This is a genomic window from Pantoea sp. S61 (assembly GCF_016625145.1).
In the GTDB taxonomy this organism is placed as follows: domain Bacteria; phylum Pseudomonadota; class Gammaproteobacteria; order Enterobacterales; family Enterobacteriaceae; genus Pantoea; species Pantoea rwandensis_B.
The window spans coordinates 69,604-93,708 of sequence record NZ_JACVUO010000006.1; the positions used below are offsets into that span (position 1 = coordinate 69,604).

Consider the following 24,105-nt stretch of genomic DNA (forward strand, 5'->3'; position numbering starts at 1 on the left):
CCGTGATGTTTATTCTGCTTTAAGCACTTCTTCGTGCTCATCCAGCCAACCCTGTCGCAGCTCCGGCACCGCCCGTTTAAGACGCTCGAAGTACAGCTCACTGGTCGGCTTATCATAATCAGCGCGGGAAATTTGCGTGACGATACGGCCTGATTTCATCACCACGATATCATCGCAAACGGCGCGGACCGCATGCATATCATGACTGATAAACAGCACCGACAGCCCCAACTCACGACGCAGTTCGCTGATCAGATCCAGTACGGCGGCGGCGACCACCGTATCTAATGCCGATGTCACTTCATCGCATAGAATCAGATCCGGCTCCGCCGCAAGGGCTCGCGCCAGATTCACACGCTGCTTCTGCCCACCGGACAGCGCCCATGGGCGGCGCCACAACACTGAACGCGGTAGTTTGACCAGGTCGAATAACTGATGCAGACGACGCTCAAGATCGGCCCCTTTCAGACCGTGGAACAGCACGAGCGGCCGAGTCAGAATACGTTCCACGCTGTGTGCCGGGTTCAGCGCGGTATCCGCCATCTGGAACACATACTGGATCCGCCGCAGTTCGTTATCCGGGCGTTTATGCATGTCGCCATTGATGTAGTGACCATTAAACAGAATATGACCGTGACTCGGGGCATTCAGGCCGGCAATCGCATGTGCCAACGTGGTTTTACCCGAACCCGACTCGCCGATAATGCCTATTGCTTGCCCTTTCCACAGCTTGAGATTGATATCTTCCAGAATCAGCGTTTTCGGTTTGCCCTCACTATCACGCGGGCCATATCCGGCACTGAGATCGCGCACTTCCATCAGCGGCTGCACATCAGCCTCTGCGCAGGTCCAGCTGCTTTCTCGCTCTTTCTGGCGTGCAGCATCCATTAATAGTTGGGTATATTCGGCCTGCGGCGCACCAATCAACCGCTCAGTGGTGCCATATTCCGCCATTTTCCCGCGCAGCAGCACCAGAATGCGATCCGCCATCTGCGCCACCACCGCCAGATCGTGACTGACGTAAATCGCGGTCACACCGCGCTGTGCCACCACACGGCGAAACGCTTTCAGTACTTCAACCTGAGTAGTGACATCCAGTGCCGTGGTCGGCTCGTCGAGGATCACCACATCCGGATTGCCAATCAGTGCCATGGCCGTCATCAGACGTTGCAGCTGTCCGCCTGAGACCTGATGCGGGAAACGGTCGCCAATGGTGTCAGGATTCGGCAATGCCAGCTCGCGAAACAGCGTGATCGCCTTCTCTTTGGCGGCTTTGCGTTTCATGGTGCCATGGATCACCACCGGCTCGATAACCTGATCGAGAATACGCATCCCTGGGTTGAAGGAAGCAGCCGCACTTTGGGCGATGTAGGCCACTTTGTTGCCGCGAAATTCGCGCAGCTGGCCGGGCGACAGACTACGCACGTCGGTGCCCGCCAGATGAATGTTGCCCTCGGCGATGCGACAGCCGTGGCGCGCATAGCCCATCAGCGCCATGGCGATGGTGGTTTTACCCGAACCGGATTCGCCGATCAGCGCCAGCACTTCGCCTTTTTGTACGGTAAAACGGATATCTGAAACCAGATCGATCTCTTCGCCCTTATCCGTCTCGGCGGTGACACGCAGGTTTTCAACGGAGATCACGGGCATGGCTGTATGGGGTGTCACGTTCATGATCCCTCCTTCGCCAGCGTCAGCGGACGCATCTGCTGCAGGCTGTCAATAAACAGGTTTGCGCCGATGGTTAAGCTGGCAATCGCCACTGCCGGCATCAATACCGCAGGTGAGCCGTTAAACAGGCCCTGCAGATTTTCACGTACCAGCGTGCCCCAATCAGCATAAGGTGGTTGCACGCCTAAGCCCAGGAAGCTCAAGCCGCTGAGTAACAGCACGATATAGACAAAACGCAGGCCAAAATCGGTAAGCATCGGATGCACCATATTCGGCAGAATGTCATGGATGGCCACATACCAGCGGCTTTCGCCACGCAGTCGTGAAGCACGGACGTAATCCATATTGCGCAAACTGCTGGCCATGGCGAACGCGATACGGAACGCACCGGGCCAGTAAGTGAAGACAGCAGTCAGAATCAGCATCGGCAGCGACGAACCAAACACGGCCACAATCATCAGCGACAGCACTTTGCCTGGCAGCACCAACATGGCATCGTTAATGCGGCCCAACAACTCCTCGAGCCAGCGTCCGGCAACGGCGGCCAACAGCGCCAGCAAGGTGCCGATTAAACTGGCACCCAGCGCAGCGGTCAACGCCAGACCGATGGAGAATTTCGCACCGTATAAAATGCGGCTGAGGATGTCGCGACCGAGATAATCGGTGCCCAGCAGGTTGTTAGCGGTCATCCCTCCTAGCATCGGGCCACCACCGATATCCTCTACGCTATGCGGCGCCAGTTGATTGCCGAACAGCGCCATCAGTACCCAAAACAGAGAGATCGCCAGGCCAATGCGACCGGAGATCGACAGCGACTGAAAAATTCGTACAGGAAGCAGCAAGCTATTCATCAGCTCCTCCATTTTGGGTTAAAGGCGATAGTCAGGATGTCAGCAATCAGCAGCAGCACCAGATAACAGGCGGCGAACATCATCACGCACAGCTGCACCACCGGCAGATCGCGGTTACTCACGGCATCCACCAGCGCACTGGCGAGACCGGGGTAGCTGAAGATCGACTCAATAATGATCACCCCACCAAACAGGTAAGACAGGCTGAGCGAAATGGCGTTGGCAATCGGTCCCACCGCATTCGGCAGCGCATGACGCAACACGGCACGCAGCGGCGAGACCCCTTTCAGCAACGCCATCTCAAGATATGGGCTGTCGAGCTGATTAATGATCGCCGAACGCGTCATCCGTGCCATCTGCGCCACTAATACGCAGCACAACGTCAGCACCGGCAGTGCATAGGCTTTCAGATAACTGACGAGATCCATGTCGGGGCTGCCAAACGACATCGCCGAGACCCAATGCAGTTTGACCGCGAAGATCAACACCGCTACGGTGGCCACCAGAAACTCCGGTACCGCCACCGTCGCCATGGTGGCGATCACCAGAAAGCGATCCAGTGCTGAACCGCGATTCATGGCGGCCAGGATGCCGATCACCAGCGCCAGCGGGACGCAGATTAACGTGGTGATGCCCGCCAGTTCCAGCGTGGCAGGAATACGCTGTCCCACCAGTTGCGTCACCGGCAGATGGCTGGCAAACGAGGTACCAAAATCACCGTGCAGCATTCCGCCGAGCCAGCTGAAGTAACGCATCAACAATGGCTGATCCAGACCCAGCTGCTGGCGTAACGCCGCCACCGTTTCCGGCGTGGCGTTTTGCCCCAGGATCATCTGCGCGGCGTCGCCAGGCAGCAGGCTGGTGATAAAAAACACCACCGCCGAGACGATAAGCAAGGTCAGGATGCCCGCACCTGCGCGCCGGGCAATCAGAAACAACATGTATCGATTCATCGGCGTTCTCCTCTGACGGATGACGAATTAGGCTTTCAGCCAGGCGAACTCATGGAAGCGGTAACCCATCATCATGCCGCTTGGCCAGGCTTCGACGCCGCCCACTTTTTTACTGTACCCGTCGAGGGTACTGATAAAGGTGGGGATGATGGTGCCGCAGTGGTCGTAGATCAGCTTCTGCATATCGCCATACATCTGTTTGCGCTTGCCCTGATCGCGCTCACCGCGTGCGGCAACGACCAACTGGTCAAACTGATCGTTCTTCCAGCCAGATTCATTGTTGGCCGCGCTCGACATATAGAACTGAGAAAACAGCATATCCAGCGTTGGACGCGGGTTGATCGAGCCATAGCCCACCGGATCTTTGGTCCAGTGCGTTGACCAGTAGCCGTCATACGGCACGCGACGTACCTTAACGTTCAGCCCGGTGTTACGTGCCACTTGCTGGATTAACTGGCCCCCTTCCACCGCACCTTCTATGTTGGGAGTGGTGATGATCTCCACCGTTGCCCCTTTCATGCCGGCTTTTTCGATGTGGAATTTGGCTTTTTCGGCATCCAGTGGACGCGGTTTGAGATCGGCGTTAAACAGCGGATGCCACGGCGGCACGGGTGTATCGTTACTGATATCGCCATAACCCTGTAACACGGTTTTCAGCACAATTTCTCGCGGCTGTAGATACTTCATCGCCAGCACGAAATCTTCACTGCTACCCGGCTTCATGTCGGTGCGGATGATCAGGTTGGTGTACATGCCCGCCTTACTTTCCAGCACCGCGAAGTCTTGCGTGGCTTTCAAACGATTACTGTCGGCTGCGCTCAGGGTCGATACGATATGCAAGTCACCCGACATTAGCGCATTGACGCGTGCCGCCTGGTCGGTGACGCCCAGCAGTTCGATTTCGTCGAGATGTGGCAGGCCGGGCTTGTAGTAGTTCGGGTTCTTCACGCCAACAGAGCGTACGCCCGGCGTGAACTCTTTCAATTTGAACGGACCCGTGCCAATGCCTTTGCTGAAGTCTTTGGTGCCATCCTGCACAATCAGGAACGGGGCACTGGCGAGCATATAAGGCACATCAAAGTTGGCGCTGCTCAGCTCCAGTGTGACTTCGTTATCGTTCACCGCCGTGAAGGTTTTGAACTGATCGGCCAGCTTAAAAGCATTGGAAGCCACGGCGGGATTTTTGTGGCGGCTGAGTGAGAAAATGACGTCTTTCGCGGTGAGGGCTTTACCGTCGTGGAACGTGACCCCTTTGCGCAATTTAATGTGCCAGGTGACACCATCCGAAGACTCCACGGATTCCGCCAGCCCCGGTTGAATCGCCAACTTTTGGTCGAGTTCGGTCAGGCCGCTGTAAACCATAAACTGGCGGGTGTAGTCACCGCTGTTATTGCCTTTAGCAGGATCGAGTGTATCGGTAGCGGAGGCGTTGGACATGGCTGCACGCATCTTGCCGCCTTTCACCGGGGTTTCAGCCGCAAAGCTCATCTGCGGAAAACCTATCAAGCCACTGCTCATCACTGCACCAGCAGACAACAACTTCATCAGGCCACGACGTGACAGAGATCCCTCAGTCAGCATACGTGTCAGGGCCGGATTTACAGCGTCAGACTCTTTATCGAATTTACTCATCTGCACACCCTCAATATGAAAAGTTGTTTGTTTTGATAATCGAGCGTCAATCACATCGCCATCAATGTGGCCCCGACCAGACCGGATAGCGCCCGCATGAATGCCAAATCAATGACACCTTAGGATGTGCATTTATGCGCCCCCTCGAGAGAGTCCCCCCGGCGCGCATCAGTAGCGACCTGAAGAATCCCATCGTAGAGTGCACATTGATGCGCACCAGACTAACTATCAGGAGAGCCGATCCTTAGCCTTGTAATACAGCCCCGCGAGAGGCAAAAACCAGGGTTTCCCGTGGTAACCTGGCAGCGCAGGCCATGCATCGCGCTGCCAGGGGTTTTCGTTACGTTTTTCTGCCAGTAAATCCGCCATCACCCGCCCCATCCACACCGACATCTGTGTGCCATGGCCGCTGTAACCCAGTGAATAGAACACGCCATCGTGCTCACCCGCATGCGGCAGGCGATCGGACGTCATATCCACCATGCCGCCCCAGCAGTAATCGATGCGCGATTTGCCCAGCTGCGGGAACAGCGCGTTCATCGCGGCGCGCAACACTTCGCCGCTGCGCGTATCCGAGGTCGGATTGCTGACGGCAAAACGTGCGCGCCCCCCAAACACCAGGCGACGATCGGCAGTGGTACGGAAGTAGTTGCCGATGTTCAGCGAGGTGACGTAGGTGCGATCTTTGGGCAGCACTTGTTCAATCAGCGCATCACCCAGCGGTTCAGTCACCACGATAAAGCTGCCTACCGGCACGATGCGGCGCTGGAACCACGGGAATGGCCCTTCATTCGATACGCCGGTGGCCATCATGACTTTTTCCGCGATGATCTCGCCCCTGGCGGTGGTGACGCGATGACGGTAGCCATCCAGACGCGTCAAGCCGGTCACCGCGTGATGCGGAAAGATCTTCGCTCCCGCGCGGGCCGCCGCATTGGCGAGACCCATGCCGAACTTGCCCATATGCATCTGGCCACCACGTTTTTGCAGTAAGCCACCGTGAAAGGCATCGCTGCCCACTTCACGGCGAATCTCATCTTTACTGATCAACTCGATTTCCGGGTCAACGGTGTCACGCATCAGTTGCCATGCGCTGCGTAGCCCGGGGAAATGCGACGCTTTGCTGGCGAGCTTGAGCTTGCCGCACAGGCGAAAATCACAATCAATCTGCTCTTCCCGCACCAGTTGCTGGACATAACTCACGGCGTCGTCAAAAGCACGGTAGAAGCGACTGGCTTGTTCGATCCCCTGGCTGGCCACCAACGAAGCAAAGTTTTGCGACACGCCGGTATTGCAGTGCCCACCGTTACGCGCGGAGGCCTGACTCATCACGTTGCCACTTTCCAGCACCACCACGTTGATACCCTGTCGTGCGAGATTCAGCGCGGTTGAGATGCCGGTAAATCCGCCGCCAATCACCACCACATCCGCAACCGTCGGCAGTGCGCCGCTCGCTGCGCCGGTAAATTCCGGTGCGGTGGCTTGCCAGAATGATTCGAGTTTCATCGCCGCCTCCGGGCTTAGAGTCCAACCACAGCGGGCAGACCGCCGATGTCTTTAATCTCGGTGTATTCATACGCTGGGTTGGCCGGATCGTGACCGCGATTGACCCACACTTTGTTTTTGATGCCCATGTCGTAGCAGGTCATCAGGTCATAGCGCAGGCTCGACGAAACGTGCAGGATCTCTTCCGGACCACAATTCAACTTGTCCAGCATGTACTCGAAGCCTTTCATCTGTGGCTTATACGCACCCACTTCTTCCGCGGTGATGGTCATGTGGATCGGTGCACCGAGACGCGGCACATGGTGCGGAATCAAATCGTTCATAGAGTTGGTGAGCAACACCAGCGGAAACTCTTTCGCCACTTTTGCCAGCCCAGCCGGCACATCGGGGTGCGGTCCCCAGGTGGCGCAATCGGTGTAGATAAAATCACTGTCTGCCTGGCTCCACTGCACGCCCCATTTTTTGCAGGTGCGCTGCAATGCATCACTCACCACATCGTAGTAAGGCTTCCACGCTCCCAGCACCTCATCGCGGCGATAGATGGCGAAATCGGTGGTGAATGCGAGCATCTCCTGCGGGGATACACGATCCTTAAAGCAGCGTTCAGCCGCTCCCGCCATGTCAAAGTTAATCAGGGTGCCGTAGCAATCAAAGGTGATGAATTTCGGTTTAAACAGTGCCATGACGCGACCTCGTCGTTGTCTGATACGTGAATTTAAAAATCGATTAATACACTCTTCTGGCGCTGACAGGCCTGAAATGCCTGACGTCCCAGATCCTTGCCAATACCAGAGCCAAGGAAGCCTCCAGTAGGAATAATAAAATCACCGGAGCGGCCATAACGGTTGATCCATACGGTGCCAGATTCGATGGCACGCATCGCTCGCATGGCACGCGGCAGGCTCAGCGTATGCACGCCCGCACACAATCCGTAAGTCTCATGCGCGGCCAGCGCCAGACCTTCCTCTTCGCTGTCGAACTCCTGCACGGTCAGCACCGGGCCAAAAATCTCTTGCTGTACGGCTGGGTTGTCTGTCGCCACACCACACAGCAAGGTCGGTTGCCAGAACCACCCGCCATCGGTGTCGGCAAAACGCTCACCGCCCACTAACACTTCCGCGCCCTGCGCTTTGGCTTCAGCAATCACTGATGCCACCTTGTTGCCCTGGCGCTCATCGATCAGCGGCGCATAACGGCTGCTGTCTTGCCAGGTGACACCTGGCTGCGGCTGCTGACACAGCGCCACCAGGCGATCCAGCAGCGGTTGAGCGATGCCACGTTGCACAATTAGGCGAGTACCCGCGACGCATGCCTGTCCTCCGTTGGCGGTGAAGCCGCGCAGGATGCGCTGTGCCAGCACATCGATATCGCCCGCATCATCGAACACCAACTGTGGGCTTTTACCCCCTAACTCCAGCGTGACAGGCTTCATGCCATGCTGTGCTGCGTCACTCATGATGCGAGCGCCCGTCACAGTGGAACCGGTAAACGAGACTTTGCGCACCAGCGGATGGGTGACCAGCGCGCTGCCGGTCACTGCGCCACTGCCCTGCACAATATTCAGAATGCCCGCTGGTAAACCGGCCTGCACCGCCAGTTCTGCCATGCGCACCGTAGAGAAAGGTGTCAGCTCCGAAGGTTTCAGCACCACCGCATTACCTGCTGCCAGTGCTGGGCCGCATTTCCATGACGCCATCGACAGCGGGAAATTCCACGGAGTAATCGCGCCAATCACGCCGTACGGCTCCGAAATCAGCATGCCGAGGCTGCTTTCCTGCGTCGGAAATAGATCGCCACTGTATTTGTCTGCGCACTCGGCGTAGAAACGGATGGCCTCTGCGGTAAACGGAATTTCATGCTGTACCACATCGCTGATCGGCCGCGTCGACCCTAACGCTTCGAGCTGAGCCAGTAACGGATCGCTTTCAATCAAATCCGCCCAGCGGCCTAACACTTTGCCACGTTGCCGTGGTGGGCAGCTGCGCCAGCCACTGGTTTTTAGCGCTTCATGAGCCAGGGTGACAGCCCGATCAACATCACTGGCCTGGGCTTCGCTCAGCTCGGCATAGACTTTGCCATCAGACGGCCGTTTTACGGCGAAACGTGCGCCCTGGGTGGTGACATGCTGGCCACCAATATAATGGCCAATCGGGAGAGAAACTTTTTCAGGGTCGAAACTTAACATGGAAAATTCCTTATTTGTTACACCCATCACATGTGCGCCAATTAACGATTTGCACTGCATTTATCTGTCACGTTAATAAGCTAATGCAGAAAGTATGCCAGCCCAGTAAAAAATAAAAATGCGTAAAAAACAGTCCAGAAAAATTTTCTGCCGTATTGGAGAGGGAAAATTTGCGGAATTGCCGAAGGAATAAACAGATGATTTACTTCACAAAATTCGTGCATCCCTACGGTGCAGCTCGCACGAAACTTGCACTAAAACGGTGATGAGCCGGAAAATTATGACGGTGCGCACAAAATAAAACAGCGCCGGGAACCTGAGGCCGCCGGCGCTGATTATGAAATTGATGATGAAAGTCATTATGCGCAATAAATTGCACGGCTACCTATTTGTAGCGGCACGATTTAACGCGCATTGCTGTATTTATAAACTGCCCATATGAAACGTTTTCTGCTCAAGATACTCTTCAATACCATAGCGCGAACCTTCACGTCCTAATCCGGATAATTTAATTCCACCAAAGGGGGCCGCATCTAATGAAATCGCACCGGTATTAAAACCGACCATGCCAAACTCTAATGATTCCGCCACGCGCCAGGCTCGGCGTATATTCTCCGTAAAGAAATAAGCGCCCAATCCATAAGGTGTGTCATTCGCCATGCGTATCGCTTCCTCTTCCGTATCGAAGACAAAAAGCGGTGCGACCGGGCCGAAGGTTTCTTCATGCGCAATACGCATACTGCTGGTGACATTACCCAACACGGTCGGTTCAACAAAGGTGCCATTCGCTGCACTGATCCCGCCACGCAGTAAGGTGGCGCCCTGGCTAAGCGCATCATCAATATGACTGTTCACTTTCTCAACAGCGCGATCGTTAATCAGTGGCCCAATCGTGCTACTGGGTTCAAAGCCATCCCCCACTTTAAGGGTTGCCACTGCCTCAATGAGTTTCTCGCTGAAACGCTCATAGATGCCGCGTTGCACCAAAATGCGGTTGGCACAGACGCAAGTCTGCCCGGCATTACGGAATTTACTCGCCATCACACCGGGAATGGTGACATCGAGATCGGCATCATCAAACACGATCAAAGGGGCATTGCCGCCCAGTTCAAGGCTCAGGCGTTTGATGCTGTCGGCACTTTGTTGCATCAGCAACTGGCCAACGCGAGTGGATCCAGTAAAGGAGATTTTGCGTACCGTGCGGCTGGCGGTCAGTGTGCTGCCGATTTCGGTCGGCAATCCGGTGAGCACCTGGAGCACGCCCGAGGGAAAACCTGCCCGCTCTGCCAGCACCGCCAGTGCCAGGGCCGACAGCGGTGTCAGTTCAGAAGGTTTCACGATGATCGGGCAACCGGCGGCCAGTGCAGGTGCCACTTTGCGGGTAATCATCGCAATCGGGAAATTCCACGGTGTGATCGCGGCGGCCACGCCAACGGGCTGTTTCAGAACCAGAATGCGGCGGTCTTCGCTGGGCGCCGGAATGGTATCGCCATAAATGCGGCGCGCCTCTTCAGCGAACCACTTCACAAAGCTGGCGCCGTATAACACCTCGCCTTTCGCTTCTGCCAGCGGCTTGCCCTGCTCGGCGGTCATGATGATCGCCAGATCGTCCGCATTATCGAGAATCAGCTGATGCCACTTATCCAACAGCGCGGCGCGCGATGCATTCGGGGTTTTGCCCCAGCTAACGCGCACCGACTCGGCATAATCTATCGCCTGCTCGGTTTCGGCTACACCCAGTGCCGGAATAGTCGCAATCTGCTGTTGAGTGGAGGGATCGATGACCGGCAGCGTGGCGCCCGCGTGGGCGTCCTGCCAACGTCCACCAAACAGCGCCTGTTGGCGCAGCAGTTCTGCATCTTTTAATTGAATCCGCGACATTTTCATCCCCTTTATCCTGTTCATTTCACTGTAACGTGGCGCAGCAGTGCAGGATGTTTTTCTACGGGGTGGAAACCGGGCTGGGATGCGTTTTAAGGCGACAAAAGAAATTTTATGCTGCACCGAATGCGTCATCAATTACGGTGCGTTTTGTGGCCAGGTGCGCATGAATGCCTCATCGTTCACGGTGAGGTTTGTGGCCAGGTGCGCATGAATGCGTCTTCGTTTACGGTGCGGTTCGTGGCCAGGTGCGCATGAATGCGCACCCTACGGGGAATGTTGGGTCACCCTTCATGGCGACCTGTGGCTTAAATCTGGAAATCGATAGCGGGTTCAGACTCCGTTTCATAAGAGAGCGCCTGACGCTTAATCTCTTCCAGCGACAGATTGGCATTACACAGTTCCAGAAACTGCCAGACGTAATTGCGTTGCAGCTGGCCGCGTTTCAATCCCAGCCATACGGTGTTGGCATCAAACAGATGATGAGTGTCAATTTTCACCAAATCCTCACCCTCATAGATGTCACATGCCTGATCAGCCAGAATGCCGACGCCGAGACCCAGCTCAACATAGGTTTTCACGACATCAGAATCCTGCGCGCTAAGCACGATATCCGGCTTGATGCCCGCCGCCTGGAACGCGCGGTCAACACGTGAGCGACCGGTGATCCCCTGACGATAAGTGATCAGCGGATGGCGGCTCAAACTGGCCAGCGTCACCGGCTGATGCTGCAGCAATTCATGATCATGCGGCACTAACAATGAGTGATGCCAGCTAAACCACGGGAATGCCGCGAGGCTGCTGTTGTTCACCAGTTGCTCGGAGGCAATACCAATATCCGCTTCACCCGCCAGCAGCATGGCCACAATTTCCTGCGGCGAACCCTGATTGAGTTCAAGACGAACATTAGGATAGAGCTGTCGGAATGCTTTGATCACACGCGGCAGACTATAGCGGGCCTGCGTATGCGTGGTGGCAATCGTCAGCACGCCGCTGGTTTCATTGGTAAACACATCCGCCAGGCGACGCACTTTGCCTGCTTCATCAAGAATGCGTTCAGCAATAGTTAACAGCGCCTTGCCTGGTTCCGTCATGCCCAACAGTCGCTTGCCGCGACGGATGAAGATCTCCACGCCGAGTTCATCTTCCAGATCGCGAATATGGCGGCTGACCCCAGATTGTGAGGTAAACAGCGTGTTCGCCACTTCTGTCAGGTTGAATTCGCAACGTGCTGCTTCACGTATAATTTTAAGTTGCTGGAAATTCACACCCTTTTCTCCTGTACCCTGCCCTGTTTCGTCCATGTTATGAAGTTGGTGTCATTGCAGGAAATAATAAAAAACGGTGTGTTATGCGGAATAGTAATAAGGGGGGTGATATCTCGACGCGTTTGCGGGTGTTTAACCGTGAAGGCTTTACCCCAGCCGTAGATAGCTGGGGTAAAGAAGAAGGGATTAACCGACCAGCATCAACTCGCGTTCTTCCGTCATTGGCTTATTTAGCAGTGACAGCAGGATGTTTTTCACTGCCTGCGCGGAAGGTGACAGTGGCAGGCGCGCAGAGATATTCAGCGAGAGCGGCAGATTCAGCGATGGGCTATTAATACGTGCCATCCACGCGTGAGTTGAACTCACCAGGGCGCGAGCCGCTGATTCCGGCAGAACGGTTACGCCCATGCCGCTGGAAACCGCGGCGGTCAGGGTTGAGATTGACTCGATTTCACCGATAATTTTTGCGCTCAGACGACGCAGAGAGAAAGCTTCATCAACACGTTTGCGCACCGCGCTGTAATCACGCGGCAAGAACAGATTCATCTGCGCCACGTCGGCGAGATCAACGGTAGCGCCCGGGCATGCGGTCGCGCCGACCAGATACAACTCTTCTTTCATTAATGGAATGCTATTAATGCCGGCTGTCGGAGCACGGTCATACAGCACCGCCATATCCAACTGGCCGTTCATCACTTTTTCATTTAAAGAGGTGCCGCTGTTCTCATGCAGATACACCAGTACATCCGGGAATTGTTCACGCACCGTTTGCAACAGCGGCATCGTCAGCGATGAAGCGGCGGTGCCCGGTGCCAGACCAATTGATACCTGGCCATTTAACGCCTGGCCCGCGTTGATGACGGCCGTTTGCGCCTGTTCGCACTGGCGCAGAATAGTACGAGCATGAGCATAAAGAATTTTGCCCGCCTCGGTTGGCGTTACGCCACGTTTGGTGCGAATCAGCAACTGCTGATCGAGTTCGTTTTCCAGCGTCGCAACTTGCTGGCTAAGCGCAGGCTGCGCGATGTGCAGCACTTCTGCTGCCTGAGTCAGGCTGCCGATATCGACGATTTTTACAAAGTACTTCAGTCGTCTTAAATTCATATTGCCTCCGTCAATCCCCGAATAACCCGTTTGGGTGTCTCAGCCTGCTGGCTTGTGTTCATGAAGTTGCAATATGCAGGCCAGGTTTATTCGAAGCGTGAAAAAGCAGTGCCAGAATATTCCTAACGGCACGGAAAATAAGCCTTTCTGATTACCTCTTAAGAGTTAATAAGCTGAGCGCATGACGCAGAGTGATTAAAAACGAATCAGAATGCACCACCATGGTGCGTAAATTGCGTGGCAGATGTGCAAAAAAGTGATGACCCAAAGCGTTGTAGTGGTGCAGAAGTCGCAGAAAGTGACCAAAAACGGTCAGAACGAAAGCAAACGCGGGGAAAGGAACAGGATCAACCAGTGGGAAAACTTATTGTGAGGCAAGGCAGCTAAAGCGTGACAGAACTCAAGAAGCGGAGTTTTGATTCCAGCACGCTCAAGGCGATATGTTCACTCATTCGCGCTGTAAAACTGAAAAGGCCGTTCAGCATGGGATATACAGATAACGGATGGAGATGAACGTAAAAATGAATTGTTGTGCAACCCACTCCAAAAAAAGCAGATACGCTAAGTCATTCGCGCTGTAACAAGGCGGCAAGATTGTTCATCCCCGGGAGCATAGGCCACTATGTGACCGGGGTGAACAAGCGTAGCCAACGCAGTTACAGCGCGAAGGACGACGCGTATCAGCGTTTTTTGCGGTTGCGATGCATATCGATGGAGACTGCGGCAACGATAATGATGCCTTTAATGATGTCCTGCACGTAAGCATCCACACCGACGAAGGTGAATCCACTCTTAATCAGACCCAGAATCACCGCACCAATCAGCGTGCCGGTAATACGGCCCACGCCGCCCATCAGGCTGCTACCGCCGATAACGGCTGCGGCAATCGCATCCAGCTCGTACGCCATACCCATACTTGACTGGCCGCTACTGACGCGCGCCGCCAGCACCACACCCGCCAGACCAGAGAGCGCACCGGCAATGGTATAGACGATGATCAGGTATTTATTGACGTTAATCCCTGACACTTTGGCCGAGGTCATGTTGCCGCCAATGGCATACACATACTTACCGTAACGCGTATGCTTCAGAGCGATATGGAACAGGAAGGCCACCACCAGGAAGATAATCACCGGCATTGCACCCTGGCCGATGGAGGTAAAGCCATCTGACAGGAAGCTGATCGGGTTACCTTGCGTGTAGTACTGCGCCAGACCACGCGCCGACACCATCATGCCCAGTGTCGCGATAAAAGGCGGGATACCGGTTTTGGTAATCAGGAAACCGTTCATTACCCCGCACAGCAGACCTACGCCGATCCCCGCCACAATCGGAATGACTGCGGGCAGGTTCACCAGAGAAGGATACATCGGTGTCAGGCTGTCAGAGGTTTGTGCCAGGCTGGCCGCCACCACCGCGGTCAGTGCAATCACCGAACCAGACGACAGGTCAATCCCCGTGGTGATGATGACTTGCGTCACACCCACCGCGATAATGCCGATGATCGCCACCTGTAACACAATTAAAACCAGACGGTTGGTGTTGAGCAGGAAAGATTGGTCACGTACGTACCAGCCTGCAATTTCAAAGATTAGGGCAATACCTAACATCACCACAAAGATGCCGGTATCTTTCGGCAGCTTATGGCGCAGATTGCCAAAGAAGGATGTCGATTCCGCGGCCTGCGGGGCCGTAATTTTTACGTTGCTCATAGATGTCTCGCGCCTCACTCGGATGCCAACGACAAAATGGTTTCCTGATTGGCCTCTTCTTTATCGAGGATGCCAGTTATACGTCCGCCGTGCATAACCATCACGCGGTCGCTCATGCCCAGAATTTCCGGCAACTCAGACGAGACCATAATGATGGCCACGCCACGGTTCGCCAGTTCGCTGATTAAGCGGTAAATCTCGGCTTTTGCCCCGACGTCAATACCGCGCGTCGGTTCATCGAGGATCAGAATCTTCGGTTGTGCCAGCAGCCAGCGCGCAATCAACACCTTCTGCTGATTACCGCCACTGAGGTTGTTGATGATCTGATCCATGGTCGGCGTTTTAATATTGAGCTTGCGGATCTGCTCCATGCAGTCCTGCGCCATCTTCATGTGGCTAACGAAACCGGCTTTACTGACATAATCCGGCATATTGACGATGCTCATGTTCTCCATCACCGACAACACCAGGAATAAGCCGGACTTTTTACGGTCCTCGGTCAGGAACGCCATGCCCTTCTCTATCGCCGTGGAAGGCGAATCAATTTTGACCGGTACGCCATCGATCAGCACTTCACCGCTGTCGAAACTTTCCATACCGAACAAACTTTCCATTACCTCACTGCGCCCCGCCCCGACCAGGCCGGCAACGCCGAGGATTTCACCCTTGCGTACCGTGAAGTTGATATCGGTGAAACGGTCTTTACAGGTGAGGTTGCGCACCGTCAGCACTTCTTCACCGATCTCACCATTGAATTTCGGGAACAGCTGCGTCAGTTCACGGCCCACCATCTGGGTAATTAATGACTGACGAGTAAATTCAGAGGTGCTGTTGCTGCCCACCCATGTTCCGTCACGGAAGATGCTGATCTCATCGGTGATGGTAAAGATTTCATCCATCTTGTGGCTGATATAGATGATGGCTTTACCCTGTGCACGCAGGTCGCGGATAATGGTGAAGAGATGCGCCACTTCGGTTTCCGTCAGTGCCGAGGTCGGTTCGTCCATAATCACAATGTCGGAGTTCCACGACACCGCTTTGGCAATTTCCACCATCTGCTGAGCAGCGATACTCAGCTCGCCAACCATACGATCGGCTTTTAAACGGATATTAAGTTTGTTGAGTAATTCCTGCGTTTGCTTGTTCAGCAACGCGTGGTCAACAAAGCCGTACTTCATCGGTTCGCGACCGAGCCAGATGTTCTCAGCCACAGTCATGTAAGGCACCAGATTCAGTTCCTGGTGGATCATGGAAATGCCAGAACGCAGCGCATCCATGGTGTCCTGAAACTGCACCGGCTCCCCTTTAATGCGAATGGTGCCCTTATCGGGACGATACATCCCGATAAGGCATTTCATTAAAGTGGATTTGCCCGCGCCATTTTCACCCATCAGGGCATGTACCGACCCCGGTTTAATGCGTAGTGAGACATTGTCGAGTGCCTTCACTCCGGGGAAGAACTTGCTGATGCCTTCGGCTTCAAGCGCAAAAGCGGTCATACATCACCTCCGTACGGCTGAGTCGGGAACGATTATTTCTGGTTACGAGATTCGAACTGCGCCATGTTGTCTTTAGTGATCAGCTGGTAAGGAATGTTAATCACCTTCTCCAATTTCTCGCCTTTCGCCAGTTTCACAGCAGCCTGTACGGCGCCTTCACCCTGACCTTTAGCATCCTGGAATACAGTGGCGACCATCTTGCCATTCTTCAGCATCTGCAACGCATCCGGCGTACCATCCACGCCCGCAATCAGGATGTGGTTCGGGTTTTTGCCCAGCGCCTGCAGCGCACCGATCGCCATTTCATCGTTGTTAGACGCAATCGCCTGAATGTCATCGCCTGCGGTCATCCAGTTACTCACGACGTCCACCGCGTCGTTACGGGTGAATTTCGCGGTCTGTTTCTGAACCACTTTGATGCCCGGGTATTTAGCCACTACCGCTTCAACACCTTTGGTGCGGTCACGGGTGGATTCGTTAGCCAGATCGCCCATCAAAATGGCGACGTTGCCTTTACCGTTCATCGCTTTTGCCAGCGCTTCCATTTGCAGACGGCCCGCCAGCTCGGAGTCAGAGCCGACGTAAGCCATTTTGTCGGTCAATTCACCTGCCGGTTTGCGGTTAACGAAGATCAGTGGCACCCCCGCTTTAGAAGCCGCATCCATCAGCGGTTTAACCGCATTGGTATCCACCGGGTTAACGATGATGGCGTCAACGCCCTGACCGATGAAGTTCTGAATTTGTTGCAGCTGCTGGGAAACGTCGCCTTTCGCATCTTCGACCTGACCCTTAACGCCATCTTTGGTCATCTCTTTCTGCATCGCGGTGCGCAGAATGGTGAGGAAGTTATCGTCAAATAGCGCCATAGAGACGCCCACCTGAAGGTCTTTTGCCATAACAGCGGCAGGTAACATGCAAGCTAACAGGGAAGTCACTAACGCTTTTTTGAATTTCATAGGTAACCCTTCTTATTCGTTAACATGCTCAGTTGGGCTGATACGACGAATGAAAAATATTTTTTACATTCACTCAACGGCACTGGCGTTATTTATCTGGTTGTAGAGGTAAGGCTTCTGGTCTAACGCTATCGTTTCGGTACTGCTCTTTCCTGCAACTATCTACTTATCAAAAGGTTATTTTCAAAATGCTGTTTCAGACTTCAAAACTGATTTCACCCGTGATGATAAGCAGTTCATTTGTTTCATCTGATCAGCATTTGAAATTTTCATCATAAAAGCACTGAAATGATTGTTTTAAAATCGGCAAATAACAAAACTTTGACATGCATCTAACATCTCAAAGGAAATGCGCTTAAAGTGAGATCTTGCTGGCAGTTTGAAATCTGAACGTTCAAGGCAGAAAAACAGCATTCCGCTGCTTTTACGCGCACTTAAACCAGAAGTGTGCGATAGGGCTTTGACAACAGGGATCGGCATCGCTAATATGCGCCTCGTTCACACGATTCCTCTGTAGTTCAGTCGGTAGAACGGCGGACTGTTAATCCGTATGTCACTGGTTCGAGTCCAGTCAGAGGAGCCAATTTCCAGTTCTCATGCATCCTTGCGAATTTCTGCATTATTTTGATTCAACAGGCGAGCGTGAAAACTCTTCCCGATGTACTTTTATTTTACCCTCCGCATCGGGGAAAATTGGTGGTCAAATCTGGTGTCAGATAGACATAGACAAAGACCCATCACATGCGAATATTGATCGATTAGGTAATAAACTTGCTCACCGCATCTGCTGCAAGCTGAAACCGAAGTCCCTTTCCAAGTGTAAGCAATTTTGTCGATGCTTAGCCCTGCACCGCTAGCCACACGTTATGCGCCAAATCAGAAGTGATCCGTGGCGTACCATTCTATACCTTTAATATCTTGGACGATTTTAACTGGGAAGCACTGGCGATAAAATCTGTTTGAAGATCCCGGCTTAGAGTATGGTGCAAGTCCTGGACATAATAGTGTTGAATTGTGGATATTTGCTAAAATGCAGAGGGATAAAAGGCCAAAACTGTTGCTCTTGGCCATAGCTTAGCATGCAGAATACAATTTGAGACTTGTAAAGGCATTTACGAATTACGCACAATATCATGCGCAACTGCGCCGTAACTAATACCGATAATGGCAAGTGATTAAGACAGCCTCTCAAGAATTTCCACATCGTTCTTACTAAATGTCATGCTGTCATCAAATTTAATAAACCAATCATTGCCTTCTATCTTTATCTCAGGATTAGCATCACCAGAAATATTAAGGAACCCTCCATTTACAAAGCTTCTCATATTAGGACTCGCATTCCACAAACCTAAATCACTATTTAGATTAGCGATAGTATCTTGCTTCTTATCATCCTTTACATGAGGCCCTAAATCATTCCTGAGTTTTGAAACCATCTTTAAATAAGATTTATTTAACTCAATCTTCGCTTTGGCAAGCGATTTAAATGAGCTCATCAGATCCTTATTATTTTTAAGTTGATCATCTTTATTTCTTGATCTCAAGATTAATAATAACGATACAAATGCTGAAGTTGAACCGGCAGAGTACAACGCCACCCTCACACTTACCTCTCTCATTATCGCGGCAATGGTGCTGCCTGAAGTCAAAAAGGTCCCAATTGGGGCTAAAATCTCCCAGAGATAGTCTCTTGCTGACTTGTTGTACACATCTCTGACCTTCAAAGGATTCCACCAGTCAGAATTGCCGGATTTATATTTGTTAAAAAAATCTTTGTTGTCTGGCGTTGACATGACTAGATTAGTTCTGTTTGATAACAACCCCATTTCAAGATCATTACCTCCTACAGATGCGCGACCACTGCTGTTTGCAAGAAGTGATGAATAGGTTTTCATAGCCTGTTCAACATCATCATTCGCGAAGCTAAATAAATCATCGTCATGAGTATTATTGATGATATCCACCAATAGTTCCATCTCTGAACTATTGAATGAACCGCCATTATAGATAGCGTTGGTTATAGAGGATGCTATTCCAGCCATAATTCCGTCCCCGTTAATTAAATTTCTTTATTCTGTTTAATATCCCATCCCGCTTGCGTCTCTGCACCTTTCGTACCCTGTTCGGACTGTTCCCAGTAATGAATGTTGGCTTTAGCCGACTGGAAATAATAACTGACCATGATTTTATCGGTACTTCCAACGCCAGTGAATTTACAGCCAGTGACCAGAACATCTTCCAGTACTATACGAGCATATTCAACTTTTTGGCCTCCGGCTTTACATACTGACAGTTCTACGCTGTTAACATGCTTACCAGATGCGCAAAACTTCATAATGGCCGGTGTAGCTTTATCAATAAAAGCCTGCACAGCAAAGTCGCTGAACTGAACCTTGCCTGCGCCCCCGCCACCACCTACTGACATATTACCTGGCTGGCTGGCTCCCCAGTTAAAGGACTGAATATCTATCCAGTTTGTATGGTTAGAGTCGTTAGATTCACCATTGACTCCCTCTACTTTCAGATACATATCTACGGCCATATTAGGCTCCTTTGCTTATATAGAATGATTAACGGTATTAATAAATAATCTTAATCAATCTTTATTTCAACTATTTGGACCAACACTAACTCATTCTAGGACATTTCTTAAAAGGAGCTTTCATGCTTAGGACCATTACAACTAATCAGTTTATTAACATTTTACAGAACTAGAATTAATTTGAGGCGGACAGAAGGTAACGGTGAAAGTTGAACAGGGCTAACTCACTCTGATTTATTACCGCTAAATATAATAAGCCGAGGGATCGTAGAGTTCGCATACGTCTTTTTGTTATAAATGGATGGGCTCATCATCCAATATTCTATCCGCTATTTCTATAACGCTTAGGCCTTCCTGGAAGAAATAATTGCAAGGCGCGTGCTGATCGGAACAGGTTTTAACGCGGCAATAAGGGTGGACAACCTTGATCACTGCTCTCCATAGTAACTAAGCGAGGAAATTATCGTGACTGGAACGCGGCACTACCGCAGATAAAGCTGCAAAGCGGGAACGGCAGTATGTTCTGGGATACCGCTCGCACCGGGGAGACCGGAGCACGCCGCAGGTGAACATTGCCGGGAAGTGACTGACTCAGACGGTGTTTGAGGTGAGTATGGGTATGCGCATTCGCGTGCAGGTAATGGGCGGCTATCCGAAGATTTCAGCCCGGCCCGTGTGAATGATGTAGTGGCCCGCTATGTGCAGCAGAAGCGGGACGCCAGACAGACCCGACAACAGATCGAGACCTTGCTGGCGCAGGTCAGTGGCTGACCTTTAAAAGCCGGAAGGATCGCTGAGTTCGATTCCGGTTTTTTAGCGTTAATATGGTATCTCTTTGATTCCTAATTTTTTGGCCATCGATTGTAATTCTTCTTTTGTCCGTTTATTTCTCTTAATTAAGATAAATGAAATGAGGTCCTCCATATTTTCATTTATATACAACTTAAAAAAGTAAACACTATTTTTTCCTGCCAGAATGCTAATAGTTTCACCTTTAAATTCTGTCAAGATGCGAACAGAAGTATCACCACCATTAATTGACAGACCTGAATAATTAGCATTCTCAATGTGAATTATTAGCTCACGAAGCTCTTCACCTTTACTCCTTTGATAATGCTTAAAAAAAATAATCTCCGAAGAAAAAACCTCACTCTTTATATCATTCGGAGTGAATTTCCTTAACAAATATATATCATCAGAATTTTTCATGGTAAGAAAACCTCAACATCATTGCTTCGAATACCTTTGAGTAATATTTCTCTTTCAAAATAATCGTCAACAGATATATCCCATGACCAAGTATCTCCAGCTTTAGGTGCACCTGTTTTGACTCTTAAGATAACACCATCTTCTCCTGCGAATCTTCTCGCAACATTTGGATCATCTGTCCAAGAGGTGTATGGGCTATTTGCAGAGAAACCACCAAGATTATGCTCTTCTGCAGAGAGCTTGGAGTTTATATTGCCCGGAACTACTTTCCCTCTCAATGCATTGTCCCATTCAGGGTGCCCCTTATGAATCCCCCTATAGTTATAAATTCCTTGTTCTGCATCAGGCAATACTTTTGTTGGCTTGCAGGGACTCAACCCCAGCGGATCCACCCAGCCCAGCGGATCCGGCACATACCCATACAGGTTCAACCCACCCATCAACCCTATCGGATCCAGCTGCGTATACCGCCCACCGCACGGGTCATAGTACCGGAAAGTGTTATAGTGCAGACCCGTTTCACGGTCAAGGTACTGTCCCTGAAACCGCAGATTCTGCGGCACTCTCCAGTCAACCCCACTGCTTTCCCGCTTCGTACGGCCCCAGGTGGTAAATGCCCCCTGCCAGACGGTGTCACCCCGCTTGTCCGTTACCCTGTCCGGCAGTCCATTCATCTCCGAGTGATACCAGTAAACCTCCGCGTGCTGCTGGCTGCTGTCGACCCGCGCAACCGGCTCGTAGCTGTTTTCCGCATACACATACTGCACGGCGGAGTCAGGTCGGCTGTCGCTGTGCTCACCCACCATCTGCATCCCGGACCACGCGTAGTGCGTGCATTCCGGCCGAGCCGCATGGCGTCGCCACACCTGTTTGCCGGTGCGACGCCCCAGCGCATCGTACTGATACTGCGCCCGGCTGTATTCGGCATCCCCTTCAATCAGAACCTCGCATATGCGGTGCTCTTCGTCGTAATTAAAGCGCTGCACAATGCCACGCTGGGTGTCATGGCGCTCCGTCATACGACCAAAACCGTCGTACTCCCAGCGGATACCCGCCAGACGTTTCAGCAGGTTATCCCACACCGGATGCAGATCCTCACCGGTGCGGTTATCCGCCGCGTCATACCAGAAACGTTCTTCGCCACCCGGCTGAATGCTGCGCGTCATTCTGCCCGCCGCATCGTAGCCCCACAGCGACTGGCTGTATTTTTCCGCCGGGCTGGCAGGTGCGCCATCCGTCACGATCTGCCGGATGATCTGATCGGCACGGTCCCACTGGTAGCGACGTTCAGACACCAGACGCTGCCGCAGATTATCAACGCTGCGTCGCCGGGTGATGCGCCCGGCAATGTCGTACTCCGTCTCCAGCTCCAGCTCACCCTGGGTACGGTGCGTTTCGCGATGCAGACGGTCACGCCGGTAGCCCGCCAGCGCATGCGTACGCCCGCCGAGCGTCAGCTGCATCTCCAGCAGATGGCCGGTTCCGTAGCGCAGGAACTGCATTTCCCGTCCGTCAGGGTAGACGGAGGCACTCAGGTTGCCTAGCGCATCATACTGATGATGATAAGTGCCCGAGTGGTTCTGCTCGCTGACCAGCCTGCCCAGCTCATCACGCTGAAAAACGATCACTTCCGCATCCGCCGGTTCACACTCGCTGATCATGGCCTGCCGCCATGCAGCGTAGGGGAAGCGGTGGATCTCCGTGCTCATGGCGTGGTAGCGATACTCGGTGCGGTGCTGTGCCGTTTCGCGCACCGTCATCCTGCCCAGCACGTCGTAGTCGTAATTCACCACCTGTGGTGCCAGCGGGCTGTCCTGCACCGGGTGACGGACCACGCTCTCCACCTGCTGCATGCCGTTGTACTGGTATTCGGTTTGACGTCCGGCGTAGTCCTGCTGCTGCGTCAGCAGCCCGGCCGGAGTGTAGTCAAAATGCCACTGCTGCCGGTTGCCGTTGGTGAGCGTCACCAGCCGCCCGGCCCGGCTGAAGTCATAGCGCGTCACCTGTCCGGCGGGATCGATAGCCTCGATGACCTGCCCGCGCGCATTGAGCGTGACCCGGCGCTCCAGCATGCCGTCGATGTTCTGGCCACACAGCAACCCGGCTTTGTTGTATTTAAACAGCGTTTCCCGCCCGTCGGCGCGCACATAGGTTTGCAGGCGTCCCGCGGCGCTCCACGTGTTACCCTGCGCATGGGTGGTGCTGAGCAGTTTTCCGCAGACGTCGTAGCGGCGGCTATCGCCCACAGGGCGTTGACCGCAGCTGAGCATCACCGGGAAGTGGCTGACTCAGACGGGGTTTGAGGTGAGTATGGGTATGCGCATTCGCGTGCGGGTGATGGACGGCTACCCGAAGATTTCAGCCTGGCCTGTGTGAATGAGGAAGTGGCCCGCTATGTGCAGCAGAAGCGGGACGCCAGACAGACCCGACAACAGATCGAGACCTTGCTAGCGCAGGTCAGCGGCTGACGATAAAAGACGGAAAGATCATTCAGATCTCTTCTGGATTTTTGTAAACATTGTCTAACCATGACTATGCTCGTAATTCGTATAGATCTTTTGCTTCTTCATCCATATCCAGACTGCCAAGTGCTCCAAGATCTAAGCTATAAATTTTATCACTCTTATTCTTTAAGTTGATAAAATACCCTAGACCACCGTCTTGACCAATCAAAAAATAGTCAGGTTCTACATCTTGGACAGTATAGATTTCATTTCTCTCAGCGACACTCATAAAATTAAAAATAAAAACAGAATTATCTTGTTTATCTTTTATCTCATAAACATCTGCATCTTGTACTTCTTCAGATAAAAACCGCTTATAAGCACTTGGAAATGCTATATTTAAATTAATCTCTATAAATCTTAACTCTTCTAAAACTTTATTTTTATCCATTGAGACACCTTAACTTGTGCGTAATGAAATTTCAAATCTCAAACAATGGATTTTTTAGTTACTTAATTTGATTCCATCAAAGTAGTTATATGCATAGAAAAGTAATTTCTTAGCTGGTTACCAGGAAATTTATAATCAAGCATCTCTTGTTAGAGCCTGACAGGTTCTTCAGAAGATGCGGGTCGCGCTGGCGCGATGGGCTGCTGAAACGAAAATCCGGAAGGATCACAGAGATCGTTTT

General features: G+C 52.5%; 19 protein-coding genes and 1 tRNA gene. 2 read left to right on the forward strand and 18 right to left on the reverse strand.

Translation table 11 applies throughout. From position 1 onward, the window contains the following. Positions 1 to 9: 9 nt before the first annotated feature. The 13 genes from IAE30_RS13790 to IAE30_RS13850 all read right to left on the reverse strand — a co-directional run bounded on the left by IAE30_RS13790 (position 10) and on the right by IAE30_RS13850 (position 17,218). Positions 10 to 1,674, reverse strand: a complete 1,665-nt coding sequence (locus IAE30_RS13790; protein ID WP_200680168.1) for an ABC transporter ATP-binding protein — start codon at positions 1,672 to 1,674, stop codon at positions 10 to 12. After that, positions 1,671 to 2,522, reverse strand: coding sequence for an ABC transporter permease (locus IAE30_RS13795; RefSeq protein WP_038646210.1), 852 nt, complete (start codon positions 2,520 to 2,522; stop codon positions 1,671 to 1,673). The genes IAE30_RS13790 and IAE30_RS13795 overlap by 4 nt, the downstream gene beginning before the upstream one ends. Beyond that, on the reverse strand, positions 2,522 to 3,475 hold the full coding sequence (locus IAE30_RS13800; RefSeq protein WP_200680169.1) for an ABC transporter permease: 954 nt from the start codon (positions 3,473 to 3,475) through the stop codon (positions 2,522 to 2,524). The genes IAE30_RS13795 and IAE30_RS13800 overlap by 1 nt, the downstream gene beginning before the upstream one ends. Positions 3,476 to 3,502: 27 nt before the next feature. Further along, positions 3,503 to 5,107 carry an ABC transporter substrate-binding protein gene (locus IAE30_RS13805; RefSeq protein ID WP_200680170.1) on the reverse strand — a complete coding sequence of 535 codons (1,605 nt, stop codon included), beginning with the start codon at positions 5,105 to 5,107 and terminating at the stop codon, positions 3,503 to 3,505. 228 nt (positions 5,108 to 5,335) lie between these two features. Beyond that, positions 5,336 to 6,613: an FAD-binding oxidoreductase gene (locus IAE30_RS13810; protein ID WP_200680171.1), complete on the reverse strand. Its 1,278-nt coding sequence runs from the start codon at positions 6,611 to 6,613 to the stop codon at positions 5,336 to 5,338. 14 nt (positions 6,614 to 6,627) lie between these two features. After that, on the reverse strand, positions 6,628 to 7,296 hold the full coding sequence (locus IAE30_RS13815) for a haloacid dehalogenase type II (RefSeq protein WP_038646202.1): 669 nt from the start codon (positions 7,294 to 7,296) through the stop codon (positions 6,628 to 6,630). 32 nt (positions 7,297 to 7,328) lie between these two features. Then, complete coding sequence (locus IAE30_RS13820; RefSeq protein ID WP_200680172.1) at positions 7,329 to 8,798, reverse strand: aldehyde dehydrogenase; 1,470 nt, start codon at positions 8,796 to 8,798, stop codon at positions 7,329 to 7,331. 423 nt (positions 8,799 to 9,221) lie between these two features. Continuing rightward, complete coding sequence (locus IAE30_RS13825) at positions 9,222 to 10,679, reverse strand: NAD-dependent succinate-semialdehyde dehydrogenase (RefSeq protein WP_038650018.1); 1,458 nt, start codon at positions 10,677 to 10,679, stop codon at positions 9,222 to 9,224. A 308-nt stretch (positions 10,680 to 10,987) separates the two neighbouring features. Then, the gene (cbl, locus tag IAE30_RS13830) at positions 10,988 to 11,947 is read right to left on the reverse strand and encodes an HTH-type transcriptional regulator Cbl (RefSeq protein WP_034824622.1); all 960 of its coding nucleotides are present in this window, start codon (positions 11,945 to 11,947) and stop codon (positions 10,988 to 10,990) included. A gap of 186 nt (positions 11,948 to 12,133) precedes the next feature. After that, entirely contained in the window at positions 12,134 to 13,051 is a 918-nt protein-coding gene (gene nac, locus IAE30_RS13835; protein WP_034824624.1) for a nitrogen assimilation transcriptional regulator NAC, read from the reverse strand. A 680-nt stretch (positions 13,052 to 13,731) separates the two neighbouring features. After that, positions 13,732 to 14,763 (reverse strand): ABC transporter permease, encoded by a 1,032-nt coding sequence (locus IAE30_RS13840; RefSeq protein WP_038646197.1) that lies wholly within the window; start codon positions 14,761 to 14,763, stop codon positions 13,732 to 13,734. Between the two features lie 14 nt (positions 14,764 to 14,777). Then, positions 14,778 to 16,262, reverse strand: coding sequence for a sugar ABC transporter ATP-binding protein (locus IAE30_RS13845; protein WP_034824628.1), 1,485 nt, complete (start codon positions 16,260 to 16,262; stop codon positions 14,778 to 14,780). A 32-nt stretch (positions 16,263 to 16,294) separates the two neighbouring features. Next, positions 16,295 to 17,218: a sugar ABC transporter substrate-binding protein gene (locus tag IAE30_RS13850; protein ID WP_045832271.1), complete on the reverse strand. Its 924-nt coding sequence runs from the start codon at positions 17,216 to 17,218 to the stop codon at positions 16,295 to 16,297. 507 nt (positions 17,219 to 17,725) lie between these two features. Between IAE30_RS13850 and IAE30_RS13855 the strand changes: the two genes are divergently transcribed. Beyond that, a tRNA-Asn gene (locus IAE30_RS13855) sits at positions 17,726 to 17,801 on the forward strand. Between the two features lie 592 nt (positions 17,802 to 18,393). Here the strand turns inward: IAE30_RS13855 and IAE30_RS13860 are convergent. From IAE30_RS13860 to IAE30_RS13875, 4 genes are all read right to left on the reverse strand, one after another. Continuing rightward, positions 18,394 to 19,260, reverse strand: coding sequence for a hypothetical protein (locus IAE30_RS13860; RefSeq protein ID WP_038646194.1), 867 nt, complete (start codon positions 19,258 to 19,260; stop codon positions 18,394 to 18,396). A 17-nt stretch (positions 19,261 to 19,277) separates the two neighbouring features. Further along, positions 19,278 to 19,760, reverse strand: coding sequence for a type VI secretion system tube protein Hcp (locus tag IAE30_RS13865; protein WP_038646192.1), 483 nt, complete (start codon positions 19,758 to 19,760; stop codon positions 19,278 to 19,280). Between the two features lie 819 nt (positions 19,761 to 20,579). Further along, positions 20,580 to 20,969 carry a hypothetical protein gene (locus IAE30_RS13870; protein WP_038646189.1) on the reverse strand — a complete coding sequence of 130 codons (390 nt, stop codon included), beginning with the start codon at positions 20,967 to 20,969 and terminating at the stop codon, positions 20,580 to 20,582. Beyond that, complete coding sequence (locus tag IAE30_RS13875) at positions 20,966 to 23,242, reverse strand: RHS repeat-associated core domain-containing protein (protein ID WP_370585588.1); 2,277 nt, start codon at positions 23,240 to 23,242, stop codon at positions 20,966 to 20,968. Before IAE30_RS13875 ends, IAE30_RS13870 begins: the two co-directional genes overlap by 4 nt. A gap of 10 nt (positions 23,243 to 23,252) precedes the next feature. Here IAE30_RS13875 and IAE30_RS30425 point away from each other — a divergent pair, with 10 nt between their 5' ends. Continuing rightward, positions 23,253 to 23,345, forward strand: coding sequence for a hypothetical protein (locus tag IAE30_RS30425; RefSeq protein WP_353655839.1), 93 nt, complete (start codon positions 23,253 to 23,255; stop codon positions 23,343 to 23,345). Positions 23,346 to 23,501: 156 nt separating this feature from the next. Here the strand turns inward: IAE30_RS30425 and IAE30_RS13885 are convergent, their stop codons facing one another. After that, a complete protein-coding gene (locus IAE30_RS13885) occupies positions 23,502 to 23,864 on the reverse strand; it encodes a hypothetical protein (RefSeq protein WP_038646174.1) in 363 nt (120 codons plus the stop codon). Positions 23,865 to 24,105: the final 241 nt, after the last annotated feature.